20 protein-coding genes are annotated in these 24,711 nt (G+C 65.3%); 11 read left to right on the top strand and 9 right to left on the bottom strand.

Translation table 11 applies throughout. The features are described from left to right. Positions 1-6: 6 nt before the first annotated feature. On the bottom strand, positions 7-1,062 hold the full coding sequence (locus GGI48_RS27985) for a sugar phosphate isomerase/epimerase (RefSeq protein ID WP_179601135.1): 1,056 nt from the start codon (positions 1,060-1,062) through the stop codon (positions 7-9). A 208-nt stretch (positions 1,063-1,270) separates the two neighbouring features. Next, positions 1,271-1,750 (bottom strand): Lrp/AsnC family transcriptional regulator, encoded by a 480-nt coding sequence (locus GGI48_RS27980; RefSeq protein WP_047304909.1) that lies wholly within the window; start codon positions 1,748-1,750, stop codon positions 1,271-1,273. Between the two features lie 123 nt (positions 1,751-1,873). Between GGI48_RS27980 and GGI48_RS27975 the strand changes: the two genes are divergently transcribed. The 8 genes from GGI48_RS27975 to GGI48_RS27940 all read left to right on the top strand — a co-directional run bounded on the left by GGI48_RS27975 (position 1,874) and on the right by GGI48_RS27940 (position 11,556). Then, complete coding sequence (locus tag GGI48_RS27975) at positions 1,874-3,127, top strand: methionine gamma-lyase (protein WP_047304910.1); 1,254 nt, start codon at positions 1,874-1,876, stop codon at positions 3,125-3,127. Continuing rightward, positions 3,124-3,267: a hypothetical protein gene (locus GGI48_RS27970; RefSeq protein ID WP_179601133.1), complete on the top strand. Its 144-nt coding sequence runs from the start codon at positions 3,124-3,126 to the stop codon at positions 3,265-3,267. The genes GGI48_RS27975 and GGI48_RS27970 overlap by 4 nt, the downstream gene beginning before the upstream one ends. Beyond that, positions 3,264-4,397 carry a branched-chain amino acid ABC transporter substrate-binding protein gene (locus tag GGI48_RS27965; protein WP_047304911.1) on the top strand — a complete coding sequence of 378 codons (1,134 nt, stop codon included), beginning with the start codon at positions 3,264-3,266 and terminating at the stop codon, positions 4,395-4,397. The genes GGI48_RS27970 and GGI48_RS27965 overlap by 4 nt, the downstream gene beginning before the upstream one ends. A 595-nt stretch (positions 4,398-4,992) precedes the next feature. Beyond that, positions 4,993-5,538, top strand: coding sequence for a phage tail protein (locus GGI48_RS27960; RefSeq protein WP_179601131.1), 546 nt, complete (start codon positions 4,993-4,995; stop codon positions 5,536-5,538). A gap of 35 nt (positions 5,539-5,573) precedes the next feature. Next, positions 5,574-6,149 carry a phage tail protein gene (locus GGI48_RS27955; protein WP_016963436.1) on the top strand — a complete coding sequence of 192 codons (576 nt, stop codon included), beginning with the start codon at positions 5,574-5,576 and terminating at the stop codon, positions 6,147-6,149. A gap of 29 nt (positions 6,150-6,178) precedes the next feature. Continuing rightward, positions 6,179-6,730 carry a phage tail protein gene (locus GGI48_RS27950; RefSeq protein ID WP_016963435.1) on the top strand — a complete coding sequence of 184 codons (552 nt, stop codon included), beginning with the start codon at positions 6,179-6,181 and terminating at the stop codon, positions 6,728-6,730. Beyond that, positions 6,727-7,263 carry a GNAT family N-acetyltransferase gene (locus GGI48_RS27945; protein WP_179601129.1) on the top strand — a complete coding sequence of 179 codons (537 nt, stop codon included), beginning with the start codon at positions 6,727-6,729 and terminating at the stop codon, positions 7,261-7,263. Before GGI48_RS27950 ends, GGI48_RS27945 begins: the two co-directional genes overlap by 4 nt. Before the next feature lie 117 nt (positions 7,264-7,380). Beyond that, a complete protein-coding gene (locus GGI48_RS27940) occupies positions 7,381-11,556 on the top strand; it encodes a putative Ig domain-containing protein (protein WP_179601128.1) in 4,176 nt (1,391 codons plus the stop codon). A gap of 168 nt (positions 11,557-11,724) precedes the next feature. Here GGI48_RS27940 and GGI48_RS27935 read toward each other — a convergent pair whose 3' ends face one another. The 7 genes from GGI48_RS27935 to GGI48_RS27905 form a co-directional block, all read right to left on the bottom strand. Further along, positions 11,725-13,125, bottom strand: a complete 1,401-nt coding sequence (locus GGI48_RS27935; RefSeq protein ID WP_179601126.1) for an aspartate aminotransferase family protein — start codon at positions 13,123-13,125, stop codon at positions 11,725-11,727. A gap of 2 nt (positions 13,126-13,127) precedes the next feature. Further along, a complete protein-coding gene (locus GGI48_RS27930) occupies positions 13,128-14,576 on the bottom strand; it encodes an APC family permease (protein ID WP_179601124.1) in 1,449 nt (482 codons plus the stop codon). Between the two features lie 90 nt (positions 14,577-14,666). Next, positions 14,667-16,157, bottom strand: a complete 1,491-nt coding sequence (locus GGI48_RS27925; protein WP_179601122.1) for an aldehyde dehydrogenase — start codon at positions 16,155-16,157, stop codon at positions 14,667-14,669. A 223-nt stretch (positions 16,158-16,380) separates the two neighbouring features. Next, positions 16,381-17,544: an acetylornithine deacetylase gene (gene argE / locus GGI48_RS27920; protein WP_179601121.1), complete on the bottom strand. Its 1,164-nt coding sequence runs from the start codon at positions 17,542-17,544 to the stop codon at positions 16,381-16,383. Continuing rightward, the gene (locus tag GGI48_RS27915) at positions 17,537-18,214 is read right to left on the bottom strand and encodes a DUF1028 domain-containing protein (RefSeq protein WP_179601119.1); all 678 of its coding nucleotides are present in this window, start codon (positions 18,212-18,214) and stop codon (positions 17,537-17,539) included. Before GGI48_RS27915 ends, argE begins: the two co-directional genes overlap by 8 nt. A 67-nt stretch (positions 18,215-18,281) precedes the next feature. After that, the gene (locus GGI48_RS27910; protein WP_011061806.1) at positions 18,282-18,692 is read right to left on the bottom strand and encodes a RidA family protein; all 411 of its coding nucleotides are present in this window, start codon (positions 18,690-18,692) and stop codon (positions 18,282-18,284) included. After that, positions 18,692-19,996, bottom strand: a complete 1,305-nt coding sequence (locus tag GGI48_RS27905) for an NAD(P)/FAD-dependent oxidoreductase (protein ID WP_179601117.1) — start codon at positions 19,994-19,996, stop codon at positions 18,692-18,694. Before GGI48_RS27905 ends, GGI48_RS27910 begins: the two co-directional genes overlap by 1 nt. 352 nt (positions 19,997-20,348) lie before the next feature. Here GGI48_RS27905 and GGI48_RS27900 point away from each other — a divergent pair, with 352 nt between their 5' ends. The 3 genes from GGI48_RS27900 to GGI48_RS27890 all read left to right on the top strand — a co-directional run bounded on the left by GGI48_RS27900 (position 20,349) and on the right by GGI48_RS27890 (position 24,670). Beyond that, complete coding sequence (locus GGI48_RS27900; RefSeq protein WP_179601115.1) at positions 20,349-21,446, top strand: carboxynorspermidine decarboxylase; 1,098 nt, start codon at positions 20,349-20,351, stop codon at positions 21,444-21,446. 29 nt (positions 21,447-21,475) lie between these two features. After that, positions 21,476-22,720 (top strand): saccharopine dehydrogenase family protein, encoded by a 1,245-nt coding sequence (locus GGI48_RS27895; protein ID WP_047304927.1) that lies wholly within the window; start codon positions 21,476-21,478, stop codon positions 22,718-22,720. Positions 22,721-22,930: 210 nt separating this feature from the next. Then, complete coding sequence (locus GGI48_RS27890) at positions 22,931-24,670, top strand: dipeptidase (protein WP_179601113.1); 1,740 nt, start codon at positions 22,931-22,933, stop codon at positions 24,668-24,670. Positions 24,671-24,711: the final 41 nt, after the last annotated feature.

The following is a 24,711-nucleotide window of genomic DNA, read 5'->3' as shown; positions in this document are numbered from 1 at the left end:
GGGGGGTCAGGCCATGCCGAGCATGGCGTTGATTTGTTGGCGGTCGATCCGTGCACCGGCGAAGTCGTCGAAGATCCGCTCGGTGACCCGGATCATGTGGCGGTTGATGAACTCCACGCCTTCCCGGGCGCCGTCTTCCTGGTCCTTGAGGCAGCACTCCCATTCCAGGGTCGCCCAGCCCGGGTAGTCGTATTGCGCCAGTTTGGAAAAGATCCCCTTGAAATCCACCTGGCCGTCGCCCAGGGAACGGAAGCGCCCGGCGCGCTCGACCCAGGAGCTGTAGCCGCCATAGATGCCCTGACGCCCCGTGGGATTGAACTCGGCATCCTTGACGTGAAACATGCGGATGCGCTCGTGGTAGATGTCCAGGTAGCTCAGGTAATCCAGCTGTTGCAGCACGAAGTGGCTGGGGTCGAAGAGGATGTTGCAGCGTGGGTGACGGTCGACCAATTCATAGAAGCGCTCGAAGCTGGTGCCGTCGTGCAGGTCCTCGCTGGGGTGGATTTCGTAGCACAGGTTGACCCCCTGCTCGTCGCACACATCGAGGATCGGCCGCCAGCGCCGCGCCAGCTCGTCGAAGGCGGTTTCGATCAGGCCTTCGGGGCGCTGCGGAAAGGGAAACAGGTAGGGCCAGGCCAGGGACCCGGAGAAGGTGCCCAGCTCACTCAGCCCCAGGCGTCGCGAAGCCCTGGCCGCCAGCTTCATCTGCGCGATCGCCCATTCGGTTCTGGCTTGAGGCCTGCCCCGCAGCGCCTCGGGGGCGAACTGGTCGCACATCGCGTCGTAGGCCGGATGCACCGCCACCAGCTGGCCGAAGATATGGCTGGTCAGCTCGCTGATCTGCAGGCCCTTCTGCGCCAACTGGCCCTTGAGTTCATCGCAGTAGTCCTGGCTCTCGGCCGCCGTGGCGACATCGAACAAACGTGCATCCCAGGCAGGAATCTGCAGCGCCTTGAAACCCAGGTCGGCGGCCCATTGGGCAATAGCCGGCAGGCTGTCAAATGGCGCGCTGTCGGCGCTGAATTGCGCCAGGTGCAGGCTGGGGCCCTTGAGGGTTTTCATCGAATTGCTCCCTATTCTTTGTTGGTCGACAAAGAATAGGGAGGCGCTGCTGCCGCGTCAATCATCGCGCCGCAGAAAAACCATTCCTGGTACACCGGCTGATCGGACGGGCGAGTGCCCGGCAAGGCAAAAAAAGCCCGCGATCAAGATCGCGGGCTCGTTTTGTTTCACCTGGCAATCACCGCCGGCCATGCACCGGGCAGCCGCCTCAGGCGCCGGGCTGCGGCACCGGAATCTGCCGCAAGGGCTTGACCGACTTGAAGGAAAAACTCGAGTAGATCTCTTTCACCGCCGGCAGGGTCTGCAACACCTCGCGGGCGAACTCGCCGAAGGACTCCAGGTCCTTGGCCAGCACTTCGAGGAGAAAGTCGTAGCGTCCGGAGACGTTGTGGCAGGCGATGATTTCCGGAATCTCCAGCAGCCGCTGCTCGAAGGCCCGGGCCGTTTCCCGGGAGTGGGATTCCATCATCACGCTGACAAAGGCGGTGACGCCAAAGCCCAGGGCCTTGGGCGAGAGGATCGCCTGGTAGCCGGTGATCACCCCGCTCTCCTCGAGGATCTTCACCCGCCGCCAACAGGGCGACGTGGTCAGGGCGACGCTGTCGGCCAGTTCGGCGGTGGTCAAGCGGGCGTTGTCCTGCAGAGCAAGCAGCAGGGCTTTGTCGGTGCGATCCAGTCCACTGGGCATTTTTTGCCTCTTAATCTTGTTTTTATGAATTTTTATTTCAATTACTGGGCGTTTAGTCAGTCAAATTAGCAATTATTGCGCCGGATTTGAGCATAGCATTAGAGCAAATCCGGAGCGTTCACCATGAACAATAAAAACAGTGACCTTGGTTTTTCCACTCGCGCCATCCATCACGGCTACAACCCCCAGGAGCATCAAGGCGCGCTGATCCCGCCGATCTATCTGACGTCCACCTTCACCTTCGCCACCGCCGAATACGGCGCCGGCTGCTTTGCCGGCCAGGAGCCCGGCTACTTCTACACGCGCATCGGCAACCCGACCCTGGCGCTGCTGGAAGCGCGCATGGCGGCCCTGGAAAACGGCGAGGCCGCGGTGGCCTTCGGCTCCGGCATGGGCGCGATTGCCGCCACCCTGTGGACCCTGCTGCGGCCCGGCGACGAGATCATCGTCTGCCGGACCCTGTACGGCTGCACCTTCGCCCTGCTGCACCACGGGCTGGCCGAATTCGGAGTCAAGGTGCGCCATGTCGACCTGAGCGACCTGGGCAACCTGCGGGCCGCCATCAGCCCCGCCACACGGATGATCTATTGCGAGTCCCCGGCCAATCCCAACATGCAGCTGGTGGACATTGCCGCGGTGGCCGAAATCGCCCGCCAGCATCCGCGCATCACCTTTGCCGTGGACAACACCTATTGCACCCCCTACCTGCAGCGTCCGCTGGAACTGGGGGCCGACCTGGTGCTGCACTCGGCCACCAAGTACCTCAACGGCCATGGCGATATCACCGCCGGGGTCGTGGTCACCCGCCAGAGCCTGGCCGAGCGCATTCGCCTGGAGGGCCTCAAGGACATGACCGGCGCGGTGCTGTCGCCCCAGGACGCCTTTCTCCTGATGCGCGGCCTCAAGACCCTGGCCCTGCGCATGGAGCGCCACTGCAGCAGCGCCCAGGCCATCGCCGAATACCTGCAGCAGCAGCCGCAGGTGCAATGGGTGGCCTACCCCGGCCTGCCGTCCTTCGCGCAACACGCCCTGGCGCAGCAGCAGATGAAGTTGCCCGGGGGCATGATCGCCTTCGAGCTCAAGGGCGGACTGGCGACGGGCATCCGCTTCATCAATGCCCTGCAGCTGTTCAGCCGCGCCGTCAGCCTGGGAGACGCCGAATCCCTGGCCCAGCACCCGGCGAGCATGACCCATTCCACCTACAGCCCCGAGGAGCGTGTCGAACACGGCATCGCCGAGGGCCTGATCCGCCTGTCGGTGGGCCTGGAAGACGTCGCCGACCTGCTGGCCGATATCGCCCAGGCCCTGGATGCCTGTGCACAGCCCGCGACGCCGCATCTGGAGGCCATTCCCAGGATCGGCAAGGCCCTTCCTTGAGCCGGATCAGTACCGCCCGGGCCCGGGCGCTCTACAACACCCAGGCATTCGCCGCCGTGCCCGAGGCGCGGCGGCGAACGCCCCTGCACCACCTGCAACACCCTTTGAACCGTTACCCACAGGAGTGGAACAACCCATGAGTCGTATCAATAACAAAGCCACCCAACTGCTCAGCGCCATGATCCTGGCCGGCCTGGCCTGCCATTCCCTGGCCGCCGACAGCATCCGGATCGGCATCGCCGGGGCCAAGACCGGCCCGGTGGCGCAATACGGTGACATGCAGTTCAGCGGCGCGCGCATGGCCATCGAGCAGATCAACGCCAAGGGCGGCGTCGACGGCAAGCAACTGGTGGCCGTGGAATACGACGATGCCTGCGACCCCAAGCAAGCGGTGGCCGTGGCCAACAAGGTGGTCAATGACGGCGTCAAGTTCGTGGTCGGGCACCTGTGCTCCAGCTCCACCCAGCCGGCGTCGGACATCTACGAAGACGAAGGCATCGTGATGGTTACTCCGGCCGCCACCAGCCCCGAGCTGACCGCCCGGGGCTACAAGATGGTGTTCCGCACCATCGGCCTGGACAACGCCCAGGGTCCGGCGGCGGCGCACTACATCGCCAAGCTCAAGCCGAGCAATGTCGCGGTGCTGCACGACAAGCAGCAATACGGCGAAGGCATCGCCAGCTCGGTCAAGGACATCCTCGGCAAGGAAGGCATCAAGGTGGCGATGTTCGAAGGCATCAACGTCGGCGAGCGCGACTACTCGTCGATCCTGGCCAAGCTCAAGCAGGCCAATGTGGATTTCGTCTACTTCGGCGGCTACCACCCGGAAATGGGCCTGCTGCTGCGCCAGGCCAAGGAAAAGGGCCTGACCGCGCGCTTCATGGGGCCTGAAGGCGTGGGCAACGACTCGATTTCGCAGATCGCCAAGGACGCCTCCGAAGGCATGCTGGTGACCCTGCCCAAGTCCTTCGACCAGGACCCGGCCAACAAGGCCCTGGTGGAAGCCTTCGAAGCCAAGAAGGAAAACCCCAGCGGGCCGTTCGTGCTGCCGTCCTACTCGGCCGTGGAAGTAATTGCCGGCGGCATCGCCGCGGCCAAGAGCGAAGACCCGGAGAAAGTCGCCGAAGCGATCCACAAGGGCACCTTCAAGACCCCCACCGGCGACCTGAGCTTCGACGAGAAAGGCGACCTCAAGGACTTCAAGTTCGTGGTCTATGAATGGCATTACGGCAAGCCGAAAAGCGTAGCGGCGGAAAACGCCGGGCTGTAAGCCGGTAACGGCGCGCCGCTCCTTGCCGGGGAGCGGCGTCCCGCAGGTGTCAAAAAAACAAGTTCAACTAAAACATGGCCTTAGAGTCAAAAAACTTTACCGCGTCGTCCCCCGCCAAAAGAATAACCTACTTGGCAACTTGGGAATAACCAACCCAAAACAGTAACTAAGATATGTTACCGCCACACTTAAAGCCTGCTGTAAATCCGCCAACCTCCAGACTAGACACCCCATACTTTAGGTGTAGATCGTTAGCACGCTTAGTTCCCCAACAATCAACTTACAAGTCCGAAAAACCGAACTCGCAAGCCTCCCCCCCAAGCTGAACAACCAGCCATACCCCCACCAACGCTGGACCAAACGCTCCAGACCGAGCGACAACCAGTAACACTCCGAAAGACTTCCCTCTTGAAATCTCTTAGCCAGATAGTCAACTACCTGCTAATAGACACCCCTCCGTTAATTGCCAGCAAACAACTTGAAATAACATTTGCACACCAAATTAACTTTTGTTTATCGTGCACCTGCGCACTTGCTAGTCTATTAGTGAGAGACGGATTCCCAGCGTCAAAAACTTGTTCAAGGAGATAAGAACGTGGATCCCTTTATCGGAGAAATTCGCTTGTTCCCCTGGGGTTGGGCTCCTGAGGGTTGGCTCCCTTGCGAGGGCCAGGTTCTACCCGTCAACACCAATGTGGCGCTGGCTTCCCTGCTGGGCAGGACTTATGGCGGTGACGGCACCACGACATTCGGCCTGCCGGATCTGCGTGGCCGGGTCGCCCTGGGGCAGAACTTCAGAGCCTCCGCTGTCGATCCGATCATGGATCAGCACTTGCTGGGCACCAAAGGCGGCAGCGAAACCGTGACGATGCCGTTCAGCTCACTGGCGCAGCACTCCCATGCCGCCCATGTCTCGATCGAACCCGGCAACGACGACCCCGCCGGGAACATCCCCGCCGTCAGCTCGAACACCAAGGGCGTCATGGCAAAACCGACCTACACCCCGGCGACGGACAACCTGGTCACCCTCAACAGCCACACCGTCACTCCCACATCAGGCGCGCCCATGCAAAACATGCAGCCCTCCATCGTCGGCTATTTCTGCATCGCTACCACGGGCGTCTACCCGCCGCGCCAGTAACTGCTGCCTACAGACCCTCAAGCAAGGAAACTGACATGTCTGAAGCTTTCGTCGGAGAAATCCGCATGTTCGCCGGTAACTATGCGCCAGAGAATTGGGCGTTCTGTGACGGTACGCTGCGGTCGATCAACAATTTCCAGGTCCTCTACTCGTTGCTGGGCACCCTGTACGGTGGCAACGGCACCACCAACTTCGGCCTCCCGGACTACCGTGGCCGGATCATCGTGGGCCAGGGCGCCGGCACCGGGCTGACCCCAAGGAGCCTGACGCAGGACTTCGGCGTGGAAACCGTGACCATGCAGCCGGAAAACACCGCGGCCCATACCCATTCCTTTTGGGTGAGCACCAACAATGCCCAATCGGCCAGTCCGTCTCCCGCCACAACACCCAATGGCATGACCTTTGGCACGTTCCCGGGCGCTGGGATCATCACCGGGCTCTACAGCTCGGGTGACGCAACCTTCCCCAGCGTCAATATGAACCCTGCCTTTCTCGACTCGGCACTGACTCCGGCCAAAGGAGCCGCAACCCCCCATAGCAACATGATGGGGTCATTGGCGATCAACTACATCATTTGCCTGGTCGGCCTCTATCCGACCCGACAGCAGTGACCCCCTCACTCAATCTGGAATGACCGATCATGGATGCTTTTACCGGCGAAATCAGACTGTTCCCCTACAACTTCGTCCCGCAAAACTGGGCGTACTGCGACGGATCGCTGGTCACGGTCCAGCAGAATCCAGCTCTCTATTCGGTGATTGGCAACCTGTATGGCGGCACCCCCGGGCAGAACTTCAAACTGCCCAACCTCAACGGGCGCGTGGCCATGGGAGCTGGTAAAGGAACCGGGCTGAGCGATTGGCAGACCGGCAATGCGACAGGCGCCGACCGGATAACGATGCTGCCCGCCAACTTCGCCGGACATACCCATCAGGTCGTGGCCAAGGACGGCAGCGAATCAGCGGTCGCCCTGGATACTCCCGAACCCAACGCCTACCTGGCGCAGCCACGCAACATACGTCTGTACCGCAACACGGCACCGACCCCGACAGGTCCGAAACTGGCCGCGACAACGGTGGGGGACGCCGGCAGCGGCGCTGCGTCGACGACCCTGCGCAACACCATGCAACCCTTCCTGACGCTGGCCTACTGCATATGCCTGGACGGCGAGTACCCGATCAGAGCCTCATGATCCAGCTTGCCAATCTCCAACTGCCAACAGGCTACGTGGCTGTCCTGCGCCAGCAGCACAGCCATGACCTGGGATTTCTCCAGGACCTGTACGTCTCGCGCCGCTGGGCCGAAGTCAGTGCAGTGCCTGGCTGGAGCGACGCACAGCGCCGGGCGTTCCTGCACGCCCAGGCCGAACTGCAGCGCCAGCATTATGAAAAGCACTTTCCCGCCGCGGACTTTCTGATCATCGAGCACGCCGGCAGCCCGATCGGGCGCCTGTGCGTGCAGTACGCGGCCGACGATGTGCGCATTGTCGATATCGCCCTGCTGCCGAACTGGCATGGCCGGGGCATCGGCAGCGAGTTGCTGCGCACGGTACTGGCCAAGGCCGACGCCCAGCGTCGGACCTGCAGCCTGAGCGTCGAACAGGGCAGTCGTGCCCGCCGGCTGTATGAGCGACTGGGCTTCCGAGCCGGCGCCAACAGTGGCCTGTACACCCAAATGCAGCGTCCCGCGCGGATGGCCGCTGGGGAAGAGGACGACAGTCCCTGAGCATCAAGTAATACCTGCCCCCCAAGGGGCCGGCTGTAGCCGTGCTGTAACCGCTGGACCTTTATCAACAATCACGCTGGACACGACCCCAAACCGGTCGCAAGGCAGGAAGCCCTCATGAGAACACCGCTGACCGCACCAGGTAACTGGCTGACACGCCCGCTGATTTCACTGTTTCTGTTGCTGGTCATGCTGACCATGAGCAGCCAGGCCATGGCGGTTGCCCCCGTGATCACCAACCCGGCCTCCGGCAGCACCTTGCCCACCATTGCGGTGGGCCAGAGCATGAGCATCACCATCTCGTCCGTCGGCGGCACCATGCCCCTGGACAAGTGGGTGGAATGCGACGCCAACGATCCGGACTACGATGGCGTGACCCCCTGCCTGCCGCCGGGCCTGATCCTCGATGCGTCCCCCGGCAGCGCGACCACGGTGCTGCACGGCACCCCGACCGCCGCCGGTAACTACACCTTCAGCATCACCCTCAATGACGGCCACAACGATGGCGGGGTCGCCACCTACAACCTGCTGGTCACCAGTTCCGCGACGCCGACCCTGACCTCGGTCGCCCCCAGCAGTGGCAGCACCGCAGGCGCCACCGCCGTCACCCTCACCGGCACCAATTTTACCGGCGCCACGGCGGTGACCTTTGGCGGAGTGGCGGCCACGGGTTTCACCGTCAACAATGCCACCACCATCACCGCCACCACCCCGGCCCATGCCGCAGGCGCGGTCAACGTGGCGGTCACCACCCCGGGGGGCAGCGCGACGCTGACCAACAGCTATACCTATGCGGTGCCCGCGCCGACGGTCGGCCCGGCCAGCGCCACGGTGGCCGCCAACAGCAACGCCAACCCGATCACCCTGAGCCTCAGCGGTGGCGCCGCCACCAGCGTCGCCGTGGCCAGCCCCGCCAGTCACGGTACTGCCACCGCCAGCGGCACCAGCATTACCTACACCCCGGCCGCCGGTTTCTCGGGCTCCGACAGTTTCACCTACACCGCCACCAACACCAGCGGCACCTCCAGCCCGGCCACGGTGACCATCACCGTCACCCCGCCTACCCTGGCAATAACGCCGCCCACGCTGCCCGACGGCACCCAGGGCACGTCCTACAGCCAAACCGTCAGCGCCTCCGGCGGTACCACGCCCTACACCTACGCGATCACCGCCGGCAGCCTGCCCACCGGCCTGAGCCTGAACACCAGCAGCGGCGTGATCAGCGGCACGCCGAGCGGCACTGGCACCTTCAACCTGACCGTTACCGCCACCGACGCCAACAGCGCCACCGGCTCTCGCGCCTACAGCCTGGTGATCAACGGTCTGGCGCCAGTTGCCAACGCGGTCAGCGCCACCGTCGCGGCCAACAGCAGCGCCAACCCGATCACCCTGAACATCACCGGTGGCGCCGCCGCCAGCGTCGCCGTGGCCAGTGCCGCCAGCCATGGCACCGCCACCGCCAGCGGCACCAGCATTACCTATACCCCGACCGCTGGTTTCTCCGGCAGCGACAGCTTCACCTACACCGCCACCAACGCCAGCGGCACCTCCAGCCCGGCCACGGTGACCATCACCGTCAGCGCGCCGAGCATCAGCCTGAGCCCCGGCTCCCTGAGCAACGGCACTGTCAATACCGCCTATAGCCAAACCGTCAGCGCCTCCGGCGGCACCGCGCCCTATAGCTACAGCATCAGCGGCACCCTGCCGGCCGGTCTGAGCCTGAGCACCAGCAGCGGCGTGATCAGCGGCACGCCGATCGGCACCGGCACCTTCAACCTGACCATCACCGCCACCGACGCCAACAGCGCCACCGGCTCCCAGGCCTATTCCATCAGCATCCTTGACCAGGCACCGGTGGCCGGCGCGGTCAGTGCCACGGTCGCCGCCAACAGCAGCGCCAACCCGATCACCCTGAACATCAGCGGTGGCGCCGCCGCCAGCGTCGCCGTGGCCAGTGCCGCGAGCCATGGCACCGCCACCGCCAGCGGCACCAGCATCACTTACACCCCGACCGCCGGGTTCTCCGGCAGCGACAGCTTCACCTACACCGCCACCAACGCCAGCGGCACCTCGAGCCCGGCCACGGTGACCATCACCGTCAGCGCGCCGAGCATCAGCCTGAGCCCCGGCTCCCTGAGCAACGGCACCGTCGGCACGGCCTACAGCGCGAGCCTCAGTGCTTCCGGCGGCGCCGCGCCCTACAGCTATACGATCACCGCCGGCACCCTGCCCACCGGCCTGAGCCTGAACACCAGCAGCGGTGCAATCAGCGGCACGCCGAGCGCCAGCGGCACCTTCAACATGACCGTCACCGCCACCGACGCCAACAGCGCCACCGGTTCCCAGGCCTACTCCATCACCATCGGCGCCCTGACACCGGTGGCAGGCGCGGTCAGTGCCACGGTCGCGGCCAACAGCAGCGCCAACCCGATCACCCTCAACATCAGCGGTGGCGCCGCCACCAGCGTCGCCGTGGCCAGCGCCGCCAGCCATGGCACCGCCACCGCCAGCGGCACCAGCATCACCTACACCCCGACCGCCGGGTTCTCCGGCAGCGACAGCTTCACCTACACCGCCACCAACGCCGGCGGCACCTCCAGCCCGGCCACGGTGACCATCACCGTCAGCGCCCCCACCCTGGTACTGACTCCGGCATCCCTGGGCGCCGGTACGGCGGGCAGCGCCTACAGCGCCACCCTCAGCACCACCGGCGGCAGCGCGCCCTACACCTACAGCATCAGCAGCGGCAGCCTGCCGGCGGGCCTGAGCCTGAACACCGCCAGCGGACTGATCAGCGGTACGCCCACCACCAGCGGCACCAGCAACCTGACCATCACCGCCACCGATGCCAACGGCGCTACCGGCTCCCAGGCCTACTCGATCACCATCGCTGCGGTGGCGATCACCGTGCCGGCCACCAGTCAGATCCTCGCGGCGGGCCAGTCGGCCACCGTCGACCTGACCCAGGGCGCCACCGGCGGCCCGTTCACCCAGGCCGTCCTCGGCTCGGTCACCCCGGCATCGGCCGGGCGGGCGATGATGATCGGCCGCTTCTCGATGCGCTTCGTGCCCTCGGCGGCCTTCGCCGGCACCGCGGTGGTCAGCTTCAGCCTGCAGAACGGCGGCGGCGCCAGCGCCGCGAGCACCGTCAGCTTCATGATCCAGGAGCGCCCGGACCCGACCAAGGACGCGGAGGTCATCGGCCTGCTCAACGCCCAGACCCGCGCCGCCGAGCGTTTTGCCAGCACCCAGATGGACAACTTCAACCGGCGCCTGGAGCAACTGCACCAGATGAGCTGCGAGCGCAATTCGTTCAATGCCAGCTTGCGCAAGGAAGGCCGCGACGTGCCGCTGGGCGAGATCGCCAAAGCCGTCCAGGACCAGCTGGGAGGCAGCGCCAACCAGACCGCAGAGGAAAAACGCGAAGCCGCGGCCGCCCTGCAGGACAACTGCAAGCAGGACGCCCTGGCGTTCTGGAGCGACGGTTTCGTCAACGTCGGCTCGACCCACACCCGGGGCGCGCGGGACAACAGCTTCACCACCCTGGGCCTGAGCGTCGGTGTCGACTATCGCCTGTCGCCCACCGCCATTGCCGGTGTCGGTATCGGCTACGGCAACGACCGCAGCGACATCGGCAAGAACCACACCCGCAGCGATGGGGATGCCATCGGCATCGCCACCTACCTGAGCCTGAACCTGGCGCCGCAGGTGTATGTCGACGGCCTGCTGGGCTACAACCGCATCAGCTTCGACTCGCGCCGCTACATCACCGGCAGCAACGACGACTACGCCCGGGGCTCCCGCGATGCCGACCAGCTGTTCGCCTCCCTGACCGCCAGCTACGAGTACCGCCAGGGCCCGCTGTCGCTGACGCCCTACGGGCGCTTGAATGCCAGCAGCACGCGCCTGGATGCCTACCGCGAAAGTGGCGGCGGCATTTATGCCCTGTCCTACGACGAGCAGCGCCAACAGAACCTCACCTCCTACCTCGGTGTCCGTTCGGGCTACGACCTGATGACCCGGATCGGCGTGGTCACGCCCAAGGTCGGTCTGGCCTGGGGCCACAACTTCAGTAGCAGCAGCGACTACAAGATGCGCTACGCCGACCAGGGCGACGAAGGCACGCTGTACCGCCTCAAGCCCGACGCCCTGGACAGCGATTTCGCCAGCCTGGACATGGGGGTGGACTTCAACCTAGGACGCGCCTGGCAACTGGGCGTCTCGTACAAGACCGCCCTGGGCTCGGACGAACGCAACGACACCTTCCGCCTGGGTCTCAACGGCAAGTTCTGAACCGCAAGTTCTGCACCCTGGCCACAGATTAGTGGCCAGGGACTGAGCCCTACAGCAGGAAATGGCTCCCCCCGAGCCAAGGTAAAAAAACACATCCCGCCAGAGTCCGACTCTGGCGGGGTGTGGTGTTTTAACAGCGCCGCTCAGCGCTCAATCCGGCGCTGGCCCTCAGGCCGTCGGCAACTGCCCGCTCTCGATCTCCCGGGCCGTGCGCTCCACCGCGCGCCGGGTCTTGTCGATCAGCTCGTCGATATCGCCGCGGCTGGCCACCAGCGCCGGGGCCATGATCATCCGCCCCAGGGTCGAGCGGATGATCACCCCTTCTTCAAAGCCCAGGGTGCGGCAGCGCCAGGCGATGTCGTTCTCGTTGGCAAAGCGCTTGCGGCTGGCCTTGTCCTCGGCGAACTGCAAGGCCGCCACCAGCCCGGTGCCCTGGATCTCGCCGATCAGCGGGTGATTGCCGAACACCTCCCGCAAGCATTGCTGCAAGTAGGGACCGGTGTCGTTCTTGACCTTTGTGACCACCCCTTCATCGCGCAGGGCCTTGAGGTTGGCGATGGCCACCGCGGCCGCTACCGGGTGCCCGGAATAGGTCAGGCCGTGGGCGAACACCCCGCCCTGCTCCACCAGCACCTGGGCGATGCGCTTGCTCAGCACCAGCCCGCCCATGGGGATGTAGCCGGAGGTCAGGCCCTTGGCGATGGACAGGGTGTCGGGCTCGAACCCGAAGTGCTGGTGGGCGAACCACTCGCCGGTACGGCCGAAACCGCCGATCACTTCGTCAGCGCACAGCAGCACGTCGTACTGCCGGCAGATGCGCTGGATTTCCGGCCAGTAGCTGTCCGGCGGGAAGATCATGCCGCCGGCGCCCTGGAACGGCTCGGCGATGAAACCGGCGACGTTCTCGGCCCCCAGTTCAAGGATCTTCTCTTCCAGCTGGCGGGCGCAGCGCAGGCCGAACTCGGCCGGGGTCAGGTTGCCTTGGTGGGCGAACCAGTAGGGCTCGTCGATGTGCGCCACGTCCGGAATCAGCCCGCCCATGTCGTGCATGAACTTCATCCCGCCCAGGGCGGTGGCCGCCAGGGTCGAGCCGTGGTAGCCGTTCCAGCGGCCGATCATCACCTTCTTCTGCGGCTGGCCGAGGATCTGCCAGTAGCGGCGCACGCTGCGGATCAGCACCTCGTTGGCCTCGGAGCCGGAATTGGTGTAGATGGCGTGGCTGTAGTGCCCCGGCAACAGGCTGAACAGCAGCTCGGAGAGTTCCACCACCGCCGGGTGGGTGGTGTGGAAGAACATGTTGTAGTACGGCAACTGCTCCAGCTGGGCACTGGCGGCGGCCGCCAGGTCCTTGCGGCCGTAGCCGAGGTTGGTGCACCACAGCCCGGACATGCCGTCCAGGTAGCGCTGGCCGTCGTTGTCCCACAGGTGCAGGCCCTGGCCGCGGACGATCACCCGCGGGCCTTCGGCGTTCAGCGCCTTCTGGTCGAGAAAGGCGTGGATATGGTGCGCGGCATCCAGGGCCTGGTAGTCCTGGGTACTGCGTTGGGCGGTGAGGTTTTCAGCACTCATGGTCATTCTCCTGCACGACAAGTGGATTCAACGGAAGGCGTGGCAACGGGACTCGGCCCGGCGGGCAACAGCGGTTCGGGAACAAACAGTGGCTTGCGCATCACCCACTTGATCCAGACCACGGCGATCAGCGAAATCACGCCCAGCACCACGCCGGCGCTGCCGAAGATCCGCGCGGTCATCTCGGGCGACGGCGAGACGTGATAGATCGCAAACAGCATGCCGACGATGCCCAGCACCTGGGGCCAGGGGTAGAACGGCGAGCGGAACGGCCGCGGCGCATCGGGGTAGCGCCGGCGCAGGGCGATCACGTCGATGTGCACGATGATGTAGGCCAAGAGCCAGGCCAGGGCCGCGGCCAACAGCAGCAGGCTGATGGAATCCGGGTCCTGGCCCAGGATCAGGATCGGCAGCCCCGTGAGCGCGGCGACGAACAGCACCGCCACCCAGGGCGTGCGGGTGCGCGGGCTCAGGCGCTTGAACTGGGGAAAGGCCTGGCCGTTCTGGGCCATGCCGTAGAGCATGCGCGGCAGCGCCGCCAGGGACGAGTTGACCGTGCTGCAGGTGGCGGTGATCACCGCGCCCACCAGGAACAGCTTGCCGGCCTCGCCGAACACCGTGGTGGCGAACAGGAAATGCGGCAGCGGATGGCTCGCCAGTTGCTCCCGGGGAATGCACAACAAGGCGCCGAGGCAATACAGGGTGATCACCAGGAAAATGATGCTCAGGCCGATGATCATCGAGCGCGGGACATTGCGTTCCGGGCGGCGGGTTTCCTCCACCAGCGGGCAGACGAATTCGGCGCCGACAAAGCCCCAGATGGCCATCGCCGCCAAGGCCAGCGCGCCGATTTCCATGGGGTTCCAGCCCTGGTCCAGCGGCAGTTGCAGGTCCGCCTGCGGGCTGCCGATGGCGCCCAGGCCCAGGGTCAGGAGGATCACCACCATCACCACCGCAAGCACCGTCTGCAGCCTGGCGAAGACGTCGATGCCCAGCAGGTTGAGCGCGGTGAAGGTGCCGAGCACGCCATAGGCCACCAGCATCGGCGGCAGCGCCCCGGGGTAGACCTTGTCGATGATCAGGTCCAGAAGCAGCAGCTCGGCGGACAGGGCGAACATCGCCACCACCATGTAGCCGGAGAAGGTCGCGAGGATCGCCGGAAAGTGCCCGATGGCCACCTCGGTGTAGCTGCTCAGGCTACCGGCCCGGGGCACCATCAGCGCCAGTTCGGAGAACGACAAGGCATAGGTCAGGGCCAGCAGGTAGGCCAGCAGCAAGGGAATGAAGAAGCCCAGCCCGGCCATCCCCGCACCTTGCAGCATCAGCACCATGACCCCCTGGGACACCACCAGGCCAACGGCCACCGAGACCAGCGAACCCAGGCCCAGGACCCGGCGCAAACCGCCGTTGCTGGTGGGGCTCAGGGCCGCCGGGGAGAGATTTGCAGTCATCGCACGCACTCCTTTCTTATTGTTGTGGGCCTGCCGCGACAGCGGCAGGTGCAGCGACGCCCGGAGGACGCCGCCCAGGCTCGGCCGCGCTCAGCGCAACTGGAACCAGGTGGTTTTCAACTGGGTGTACTTGTCGAAGGCATGCAGCGACAGGTCGCGACCGAACCCCGATTGGCGGCCGCCGCCAAAGGGCACGGTGACGTCCAGGGCATCCACGGTGTTCACCGACACCGTGCCGGCGCGCAGTTGCCGGGCCACCCGGTGGGCGCGGTTCAGATCGTCGGTCCACAGCGAGGCCGCCAGGCCGTAGACGCTGTCATTGGCCAGGGCAATGGCCTGCTCCTCGTCATCGAAGGGCATCACCGCCAGCACCGGGCCGAACACTTCTTCCCGGGCGATGCTCATCTGCGGGCTCACGCCGGTGAACAGGGTCGGCTCGATGTAGTTGTCGCTGCCGTCGATGCTCAGCTGACGGCCGCCGCAGACCAACTGCGCGCCCTGCTCCCGGGCGCCGTCGATATAGCCCATGACCCGGGCGGTCTGGCGCGCGTCGACCATGGCGCCGGCGCGGCTGGCCGGATCCAGCGGGTTGCCCGGGCGCCAGTCCCAGGCCTTGGCCTTGAGGCGCTCGACGAACGCGTCATGAATGCTGCGCTGCACCAGCAGCCGCGAGTTGGCCGAGCACACTTCGCCCTGGTTGAAGAAGATGCCGAAGGCGGCTTTTTCGGCGGCCAAGTCCAGGTCCTGGCAGTCGGCGAACACCAGGTTCGGGCTCTTGCCGCCGCATTCGAGCCAGACCTGCTTGAGGTTGGATTGCGCCGAATACTGCATGAAGCACTTGCCCACCGCGGTGGAGCCGGTGAACACCAGGCCATCCACGTCCGGGTGCAGGCCCAGGGCACGCCCGGCATCGCTGCCCAGGCCCGGCACCACGTTGAACACCCCTTCCGGCACCCCGGCCTCCAGGGCCAGCTCGGCCAGGCGCAGGGCCGAGAACGGCGACTGCTCGGCGGGCTTGAGCACCACCGAGTTGCCCACCGCCAGGGCCGGCGCCAGTTTCCAGGCGGCCATGTCCAGGGGGAAGTTCCAGGGCACCACCGCGCCGATCACCCCCAGGGGCTCGCGACTGATGCTGGCGTGACTGTTGCGGGCGCCGGGGGCCAGCTGATCGTAGAGCTTGTCGACGCTCTCGGCGTACCAGGCGAAGACGTGGGCCGCACCGGGCACGTCGATGTTCCAGGCATCCATCACCGGCTTGCCCATGTTCAGGGAGTCCAGCAGCGCCAGCTCCTCGCGGTGGGCAAGCATCAGCTCGGCCAGGCGCAGCAGGACTTTCTTGCGCTGCACCGGGGCCATGCGCGCCCAGGGCCCCTGGTCGAAGGCCCGACGCGCGGCGGCCACCGCCAGGTCCACATCGGCCGCGCCGCAGGCACTGACCCGGGCCAGTACCCCAAGGGTGGCCGGGTTGACCGCATCGAAGGTGGCGCCGGACTGGGCGGCCATCCGTTGGCCGCCAATCAGCGCCTGGTCAATGAATGTCTGTTGGGCAGCCCGCTGCTGCCAGTCACCGAGTTCGAACACGCTGCACTCCCTCGTCGGCCGTTGCGACGGCCTGTTGGTTATTGGGTCCTGAGGGATGGTGCGTCACCGCGCGCCAGAGGAAAAATACTAAAAATATGCTCCAGCACCATGAAAAAGCTCTGTAGCCTTCAGGCCCCGGACGGCCCGCGCCAACGCCAGCGCCCCAGGGCATCCGCGGGATGGCCTGGGGTAAAAAAACGCCTGGATTAACCGGCGGGCAGGGTCAGGCGGAGCGTTCCAGCCAGTCCCCCAGGCGCCGCAGCATGGCGTCACAGCCGTGCAACTGCTCAAGGCTGATGAACTCGTCCGGCTTGTGGCCCTGATCCATGCTGCCCGGGCCGCAGACCACCGTGGGGATGCCGGCCTCGTGGAACAGCCCGCCCTCGGTGCCGAAGGCCACGGTGGTGAACTCCCGCGAGCCGCTGAGCAGCGCCAGCAGTTCGGCGGCCTGGCTGTCGGCGGCAGTGGCCAGCCCCGGGTAGGCGCTCAAGGGCTGCAAGGTGATCCCGGTATCGGCCTGTACCGCCTGCATCTGCGGCAGCAGTTCGGCCTCGGCATAGCCTTGCAACTGCTCCACCACGGCCTGGGCATCGTCACCCGGCAGGGTGCGCACCTCGAAATCGAACTGACACTCGGCCGGCACGATGTTCAGCGCGCGGCCGCCTTGGATGGTGCCGGTCTGCACCGTGGAAAACGGCGGATCGAAACGCGGGTCGTGGTGTTCCGGTTGCGCCAGCCGGCTGCCGATCTCCCCCAGCTTGCCGATCAGCCGCGCCGCGTACTTGATGGCATTGACCCCGTAAGGCGCATAGGCCGAATGACAGGCCGCGCCGCGCACCTGACAGCGCATCGCCAGCTTGCCCTTGTGCCCGAGCACCGGACGCAGCTCGGTGGGCTCGCCAATCAGGCACAGCAGCGGTTTGTGCGAGCGCTGCTGCAATCGTTCGAGCATCGGCCGCACGCCCAGGCAACCCACCTCCTCGTCATAGGAAAACGCCAGGTGCACCGGCAGCCGCAGGCGGCGCCGGGTCAAGCCCGGCACCGCCGCCAGCACCGCGGCGATGAAGCCCTTCATGTCGGCGGTGCCACGGCCATACAGGCGCCCTTGCCGCTCGCTCAAGACAAACGGCTCGACGCTCCAGGCCTGCCCGTCCACCGGCACCACGTCGGTGTGCCCGGACAGCACCACCCCACCGCGATCGCTGGGGCCGATGCTGGCAAACAGATTGGCCTTGGTCCGCTGCGGGTTGTAGATCAGCTCGCTGTCCACCCCATGGCGCGCCAGGTAGTCGCGGATAAAGCCGATCAGTTCCAGGTTGGAGTCGCGGCTGACGGTGGCAAAACCCACCAGATGCGCCAGCAGATCGCGGCTCGATGGCTCATTCATTGCCCGGCACTCCGTAGCTGGGGGCCGCCGTGGGGTCCAGGGCCCGGGTCAGGTAATCCTGCATCTGCGGCCGGTAGGCCTGCCACAGGCCGGCAAGCTGGCCGATGGGGTCGGCATCGGCCCAGTCCACCCGCAGGTCGACGATGGGCCAGGTCAAATCGTCCACCACGCTCAGCGCCGCCGAATGCACCGGCCCCGCCTCGCCACCGGCGGCCATGGCCGCGTGCAGCGCCGCCAACAAACGCTCGACCAGAATCCCCGGCGTCTGTTCGAACGCCTGGACCATGGCCTCGATCACCCCAGTGCCCGCCAGCAGGTTGCCGGCGGCCACGCATTGCTCGCCGGCCAGCGCGTGGTGGCTGCCCAGGGCTTGCTGGCCCGTGAACAGCGCCGTGCGCCCCTGGCCGTCAATCACCGTGACCTGGCGGTACTGGCTCCAGCCGTTGCGGCCCAGGGCCTGATCCAGGGCCCCGGCGGGGTCAAGCTTGTGATGTTCCAGCAGGTCGAGAATCTGCGGCCCCAGGGCCGGCAGGGTGACGTTCTGGGTGGCCACCGCCCCCACTCCGGCCCGCAGCCAGGGGCAACGGGCACCGACCGCGATGCTCGACGAACTGATGGCGACGCCCAACTGGCCGGTTTCGGCGCAACGGCCAACGATGGAAAAAGTCATGCAAACTCCTTGGCCCGCGGGGCCTGGGTCGACGCCGGATGTGGCGTCGGTGAACACAGCGCCGGGGTCACTCGGGAATGACCGCGATCACGTCGATTTCCATCAGCCACTGCGGCTGGCCGAGGGCCGACACCACCAGCCCGGTGGAGATCGGGAACACCCCTTTGAGCCACTTGCCCACTTCCTGGTACACCGGCTCGCGGTAGCGCGGATCGGTGAGGTAGGTGGTGGTCTTGACGATATGGGACAGGTCGCTGCCCGCCTCCTCCAGCAGCTGCTTGACGTTTTTCATCGCCTGCTCGGCCTGGGCCCGGGGATCGCCCAGGCCCACCAGCCGGCCGTCGAAATCGGTGCCGACCTGACCGCGAACGTACACCGTGTTGCCGGCGCGCACCGCCTGGCACAGGTCGTTGTCCAGGGACTGGTTGGGGTAGGTGTCCTTGGTGTTGAACATGCGGATACGGGTATGAGTCGGCATCAGAGGGCTCCCACGCTGCTGAGGTTGTGAACCGGCACCTCGGTCGGGGCCGGGCTGCCATAGGCTTGGTATTTGCGCTGGGTGGCGATGTGGTCGGCGATGTGCTTGGCGTCGTGCCACACCCCCCAGATAAACGACGAACCGCGGCGCGACAGCCAGGGCAGGCCGAGGAAATACACCCCCGGCTCGCGGGACACGCCGCGCTGGTGCAGGGGCTTGCCCTGCTCGCTGAAGGTGTCGACCTGCAGCCAGGAAAAGTCCACGGCGTAGCCGGTGGCCCAGATGATCGAGTTGATGCCCGCTTGCTGCAGGTCCAGTTCGAGGATCGGCTGCTTGACGCAGTCCGGGTCCGGCAGGCGTCGGCGGGCCTCGGGCTCCAGCGGCAGGTCGAGGCCGTTGCGCTCGACATAGGCATCGGCGGCATCCAGCAGCGCCAGGTAGTTCTCGTCGCCCCGGGCCAGGTTGTCCAGCAGGTCGGCCTTGAAGGTCACCTGCTCGCCGGCAAAGGCCTGGGTCAGCCCGACCAGGGTGATGCCCTGGTGGGCCAGGGCGCGAAAGTCGATGGTCTGGCCGCCGCGAGCGCCGCTGACGGCGATGGTCACGTGTTCGCGACCGGGCTTGGCGATCTCCGCATCCCACTCCCCCAGCACCCCGAGCCACCAGCAGAAATCCCGGTTGCGATAGGAACGCGGCGGCCGGTCATGGGCGCCCACCGACAGATAGACCCGGCGCCCCGCCCGCTGCAGTTCATCGGCGATCTGCACCCCGGACGAACCCGCCCCCACCACCAGCACCGCGCCCTCGGGCAGTTGCTGGGGGTTGCGGTACTCGGCGGAGTGGATCTGCGTCAGGCGGTCATTGGCCGGGGCAATCGGCGGGATCACCGGACGCTGGAACGGACCGGTGGCGGCCACCACGCGCCGGGCCTGGATCACCCCGTCGGAGGTTTCGACGGTGAAGCCCGGGCGACCGAGATTGCGCTGCACCTTGCGCACCTCGACCCCGGTGCGGATCGGCGCATTGAAGGTGCGGGCATAGGCTTCGAAGTAGTCCGCCACCTGCTCCTTGGCGGCGAAGGCATCGTCCGGCAGGGCGAAGGGCATCCCGGGAAAGCGGTCATGCCAGGCCGGCCCGTTGGCCACCAGGGAATCCCAGCGCGCGCTGCGCCAGGCTTCGGCGATGCGGCTGCGTTCCAGCACCAGATGGGGCACGCCGAGCTTGCTCAGGTGCTCGCTCATGGCCACGCCGGCCTGACCCGCGCCGACCACCAGGGTGTCCACTTGCAATTGTTGTTCTACGGTCATGTCTGTGTCCTTCTGCGAGACGATTGGCGCTGGCCGAAAGGCCCGGCACACGCGGTTCGGAACCCGGGATAAGTCGGATGGGACAGATGGTGCGACAGACGCCCGCGAAGGAAAATTATTAAAAATGTGCTCCCTGGATAAGAAAAAGCGAGGCAGCACGGGGCCTGTACGCCAGCCGGCGCCAGGTCGGGGCAAGGCCCGCGGGCACTGGCGGAAGCGACCCGTGCGATCAGACTGATCCGCAGGGCCTTTCAGATGATTACCCGGCGAAAATGCATTTCCGTGCTTTCGATCTGCAGGCACTGAAGGCACAATGCGTACCTTTTTGGCTGGCCCTGCCGGAGACCCTGAAATGATCAAGACGCCGTACTACCTCATCGACAAGCAGAAGCTCTTGAGCAACATGCAGAAGATCGCCTACGTGCGCGAGCAGTCCGGCGCCAAGGCCCTGCTGGCCCTCAAGTGCTTCGCCACCTGGTCGGTGTTCGACCTGATGCAGCAGTACATGGACGGCACCACCTCCTCGTCGCTGTACGAGCTCAAGCTCGGCCGGCAGAAGTTCGCCGGCGAGACCCACGCCTACAGCGTGGCCTGGGCCGACGACGAGATCGACGAGATGCTGGCCAACTGCGACAAGATCATCTTCAACTCCATCAGCCAGCTGCAGCGCTTTGCCGACGCCAGCGCGGGCAAGGTCCGCGGCCTGCGGGTCAACCCCCAGGTCAGCAGCTCGGACTACCTGCTGGCCGACCCGGCCCGGCCGTTCAGCCGCCTGGGCGAATGGGACCCGGCGAAGATCGAAGGCGTGATCGAACAGATCTCCGGCTTCATGTTCCACAACAACTGCGAGAACGGCGACTTCGGCCTGTTCGACCAGATGCTGAGCACCATCGAGGAACGCTTCGGCCACCTGCTGCACAAGGTGGAGTGGGTCAGCCTTGGCGGCGGCATCCACTTCACCGGCGAGGACTACGCCCTGGACGCCTTCTGCGCGCGGCTCAAGGCCTTCTCCGAGAAATACGGCGTGCAGGTCTACCTGGAGCCGGGCGAAGCGGCGATCACCCAGAGCGCATCCCTGGAAGTGACCGTGCTCGACACCCTGTACAACGGCAAGCACCTGGCCGTGGTGGACAGCTCCATCGAAGCGCACATGCTCGACCTGCTGATCTATCGCCTGAACGCCAAGCTGGCCCCCAGCAGCGGCGAACACAGCTACATGATTTGTGGCAAGTCTTGCCTGGCCGGAGACATCTTTGGCGAGTATCAATTCGAACGTCCGCTGGCCATCGGCGATCGACTGTCGTTCGTCGACGCGGCGGGCTACACCATGGTCAAGAAGAACTGGTTCAACGGCCTGAAAATGCCGTCCATCGTTGTGAAACAACTCGATGGTAGCGTCGACGTGGTTCGCGAGTTTGGTTTCGAAGACTACCTGTCCAGCCTTTCCTGAGCGGACAGACACGAGGAGAAGTAAATAAATTGAAGAAGAATGTTCTTATCATTGGTGCAGGAGGTGTCGCCAAGGTGGTGGCCCACAAGTGCGCGCAGCACAACGACGAACTCGGTCGTATTGCCATCGCGTCGCGCAACATCTCCAAATGCCAGGCCATCATCGACAGCGTCAAGGCCAAGGGCAGCCTCAAACAGCCCGCTGAAATAAAAGCCTTCGCCCTCAACGCACTGGACATCGAAGCGACCAAGGCGCTGATCCGCGAAACCGAATCGCAGATCGTCATCAACGTCGGTTCCGCCTTCCTCAACATGTCGGTGCTGCGTGCCTGCATCGATACCGGCGTGGCCTACCTGGACACCGCGATCCACGAAGAGCCGGGCAAGATCTGCGAAACGCCGCCCTGGTACGGCAACTACGAGTGGAAGCACCTCGAGGAATGCCAGGAGAAGAACATCACCGCCATTCTCGGCGTGGGCTTCGATCCGGGCGTGGTCAACGCCTATGCGGCCCTGGCCAAGCAACAGCATTTCGACCGCATTGAGTCGATCGACATTCTCGACGTCAATGCCGGATCCCATGGCAAGTATTTCGCCACCAATTTCGACCCGGAAATCAATTTCCGCGAATTCACCGGACAGGTGTGGAGCTGGCAGAACAGCCAGTGGACCAGCAACACCATGTTCGAAGTCAAGCGCACCGACGACCTGCCGGTGGTCGGCTCGCAAAACCTGTACCTGACCGGCCACGACGAAGTGCACTCGCTGTCGAAGAACCTCGACGTGCCCAACGTGCGCTTCTGGATGAGCTTCGGCGAGCACTACATCAATGTGTTCACCGTGCTGCGCAACCTCGGCCTGCTCTCCGAGCAACCGGTCAAGACCGCCGAAGGCCTGGAAGTGGTGCCGCTCAAGGTGGTCAAGGCGGTACTGCCTGATCCGGCCTCCCTGGCCCCGGGCTACACCGGCAAGACCTGCATCGGCGACCTGGTCAAGGGCACCAAGGACGGCCAGCCGCGCGAAGTCTTCATCTACAACGTGGCTGACCACGAAGAAGCCTACGCCGAGACCGACAGCCAGGGCATTTCCTACACCGCCGGCGTGCCGCCCGTGGCCGCCGCCCTGCTGGTGGCCCGTGGCGAGTGGGACGTGCAGCGCATGGTCAACGTCGAGGAGCTGGCCGCCGAGCCGTTCCTCAAGGCGCTGGACGTGATGGGCCTGCCGACCCGGATCAAGGACGAGCATGGCGATCGTCCTTGGGACGCCGCCCTCTAATCTAGCTCCAGCCACAGCGGGCGCCGGCAACGGCGCCCTCTGTTGCAGCCCGTTCGCCATTGTCGAGAGTGCGTCGCTTTTGCCGTTCTGTGCGACAGATCTCACAGGCGGGGCTCCCGCCCTCCTCCTTCGTAGTGTTAGCTTGAGTAGGTTTCTGTCTGACCGATCAGACGGTTCCCACTCACGCCCTGCAAAGGAATGCCCTACGTAATGGATTTCTCTCTCAAGCACCTGGCTGCGGCCACCCTGATGCTCGCCAGCCTGTCCGCGTTCACCAGCAGTGCCCAGGCCAACATCACCGCGCAGCAAAGCGCGGCCATCCTCAAGACCTTCAACGACGCCCCGGCCGGTGACTTCCGCCAGTTCCTCGGCGCCCTGGCCAAGAGCGAAACGGGCAAGAGCGCCAACCTGGGTCCGGCCATCGCCGCCTTCCTCGACAAACAGTCCCTGAGCGCCGAACAGCAGAACGAAATCCATCGCCTGCTGGGTATCTACGCCCGGGTCAAGTACGGCCAGGCCGCCACCCAAACCCTGCGCGAACTGGTGGCCATCCCCACCTTCAACATCGACGGCGTGCCGCAATACAAGAACCCCGAGTTCCTCAAGATCGCCGCCAAGATCCAGGACCTGGCCAAGGCCTTCGACCTGAACTTTCGCAACGTCGACAACCGGGTCTACGAGATTTCCCTGGAAGGCAGCGGCGATGAAGTCGTGGGCATCCACGCCCACGCCGACGTGGTGCCGGTGACCCCGGAAAACTGGGTGCTGGAAGACGGCACCCGCCTCGACCCGTTCAAGGTCACCCAGATCGGCGACCGCCTGTATGGCCGCGGCACCGAGGACGACAAGAACGGCATCGTGGTCGCGCTCTACGCGATGAAGATCATCAAGGAAGAGAAGCTGCCCCTGGCCAGGAACTTCAAACTGCTGGTGGACACCACCGAGGAAACCAGCGGCGACGCGATTCCCTACTACTTCGAGCACAACCCGGTGCCGCAATACAACCTGGCCCTGGATGGCGGCTACCCGGTGGTGATCGCCGAGAAAGGCTACGGCACGGTGATGGCAACCTTTGCCCGGCGCGCCGCCGAGGGTAAAGGCGCCGAGATCACCCACCTCACCGGTGGCCTGGCGACCAACCAGATCCCCTCCACCTCGGTCGCCACCCTGAAGAGCGACAACCCGGCGCAACTGGCCGCCAGCCTGCAACAGGCCGGGGCCGAATACGCCAAGGCCCATGGCGGCAACTTCCAGGTCGCGGCCAAGGTGGCGGGCCAGGATGTGCAATTGACCGTCACCGGCGTCTCCGCCCACTCCTCCGAGCCCGAGTCCGGGGTCAACCCGGTGGCGCGGATGCTGGATTTCATCCACAGCCTGGACGGCAAGGTCGCTCTCAAGCACAACGCCTTCACCGACGCCGCCCGCTACCTCGCCGACAACTGGGGCCTGGACTACCTGGGCAAGCAACTGGGCATCGGTTTTGCCGACGACTTCATGGGCCCGCTGACCACCTCGCCGACCCTGGTCAGCGTGGATGACCACGCCCTCAAGCTGGCGGTCAACCTGCGGGTGCCCAAGGGCAAGACCCCAGGCGCGCTGAAGGCCGAAATCACCGACAAGCTGGGCGCCTGGAGCAAGAAAACCCAGGTGGCGGTGAAGCTTGACACCTCCATCGCCGCGCCGATGTACCGCAACCCCGAAGGCGAATGGGTCAAGGCCTTGCTGGCGGTGGCCAGCGAGAACCTGGGCATGGCACACAAGTTCGGCACCTCCGCCGGCGCCACCTCGGTGCACGAGCTGCCCAACGGCGTGCAGTTCGGCCTGGCGCGTCCCGAGGTCAAGTACACCGGCCACACCGACAACGAGTTCAAGACCCAGGAGCAGTTCCTGCTGGACCTGCAGATCGTCACTGAAATGATGGGCCGCATCGGCCAGTTGCCCAAGCTCTGAGTGCCCCGGCGCGCCCGCCCGCGAGGACGGGCGCGCCACCT

The organism is Pseudomonas protegens, from assembly GCF_013407925.2.
Classification (GTDB): domain Bacteria; phylum Pseudomonadota; class Gammaproteobacteria; order Pseudomonadales; family Pseudomonadaceae; genus Aquipseudomonas; species Aquipseudomonas fluorescens_AP.
This window is presented reverse-complemented; position numbering and strand designations above follow the sequence as displayed.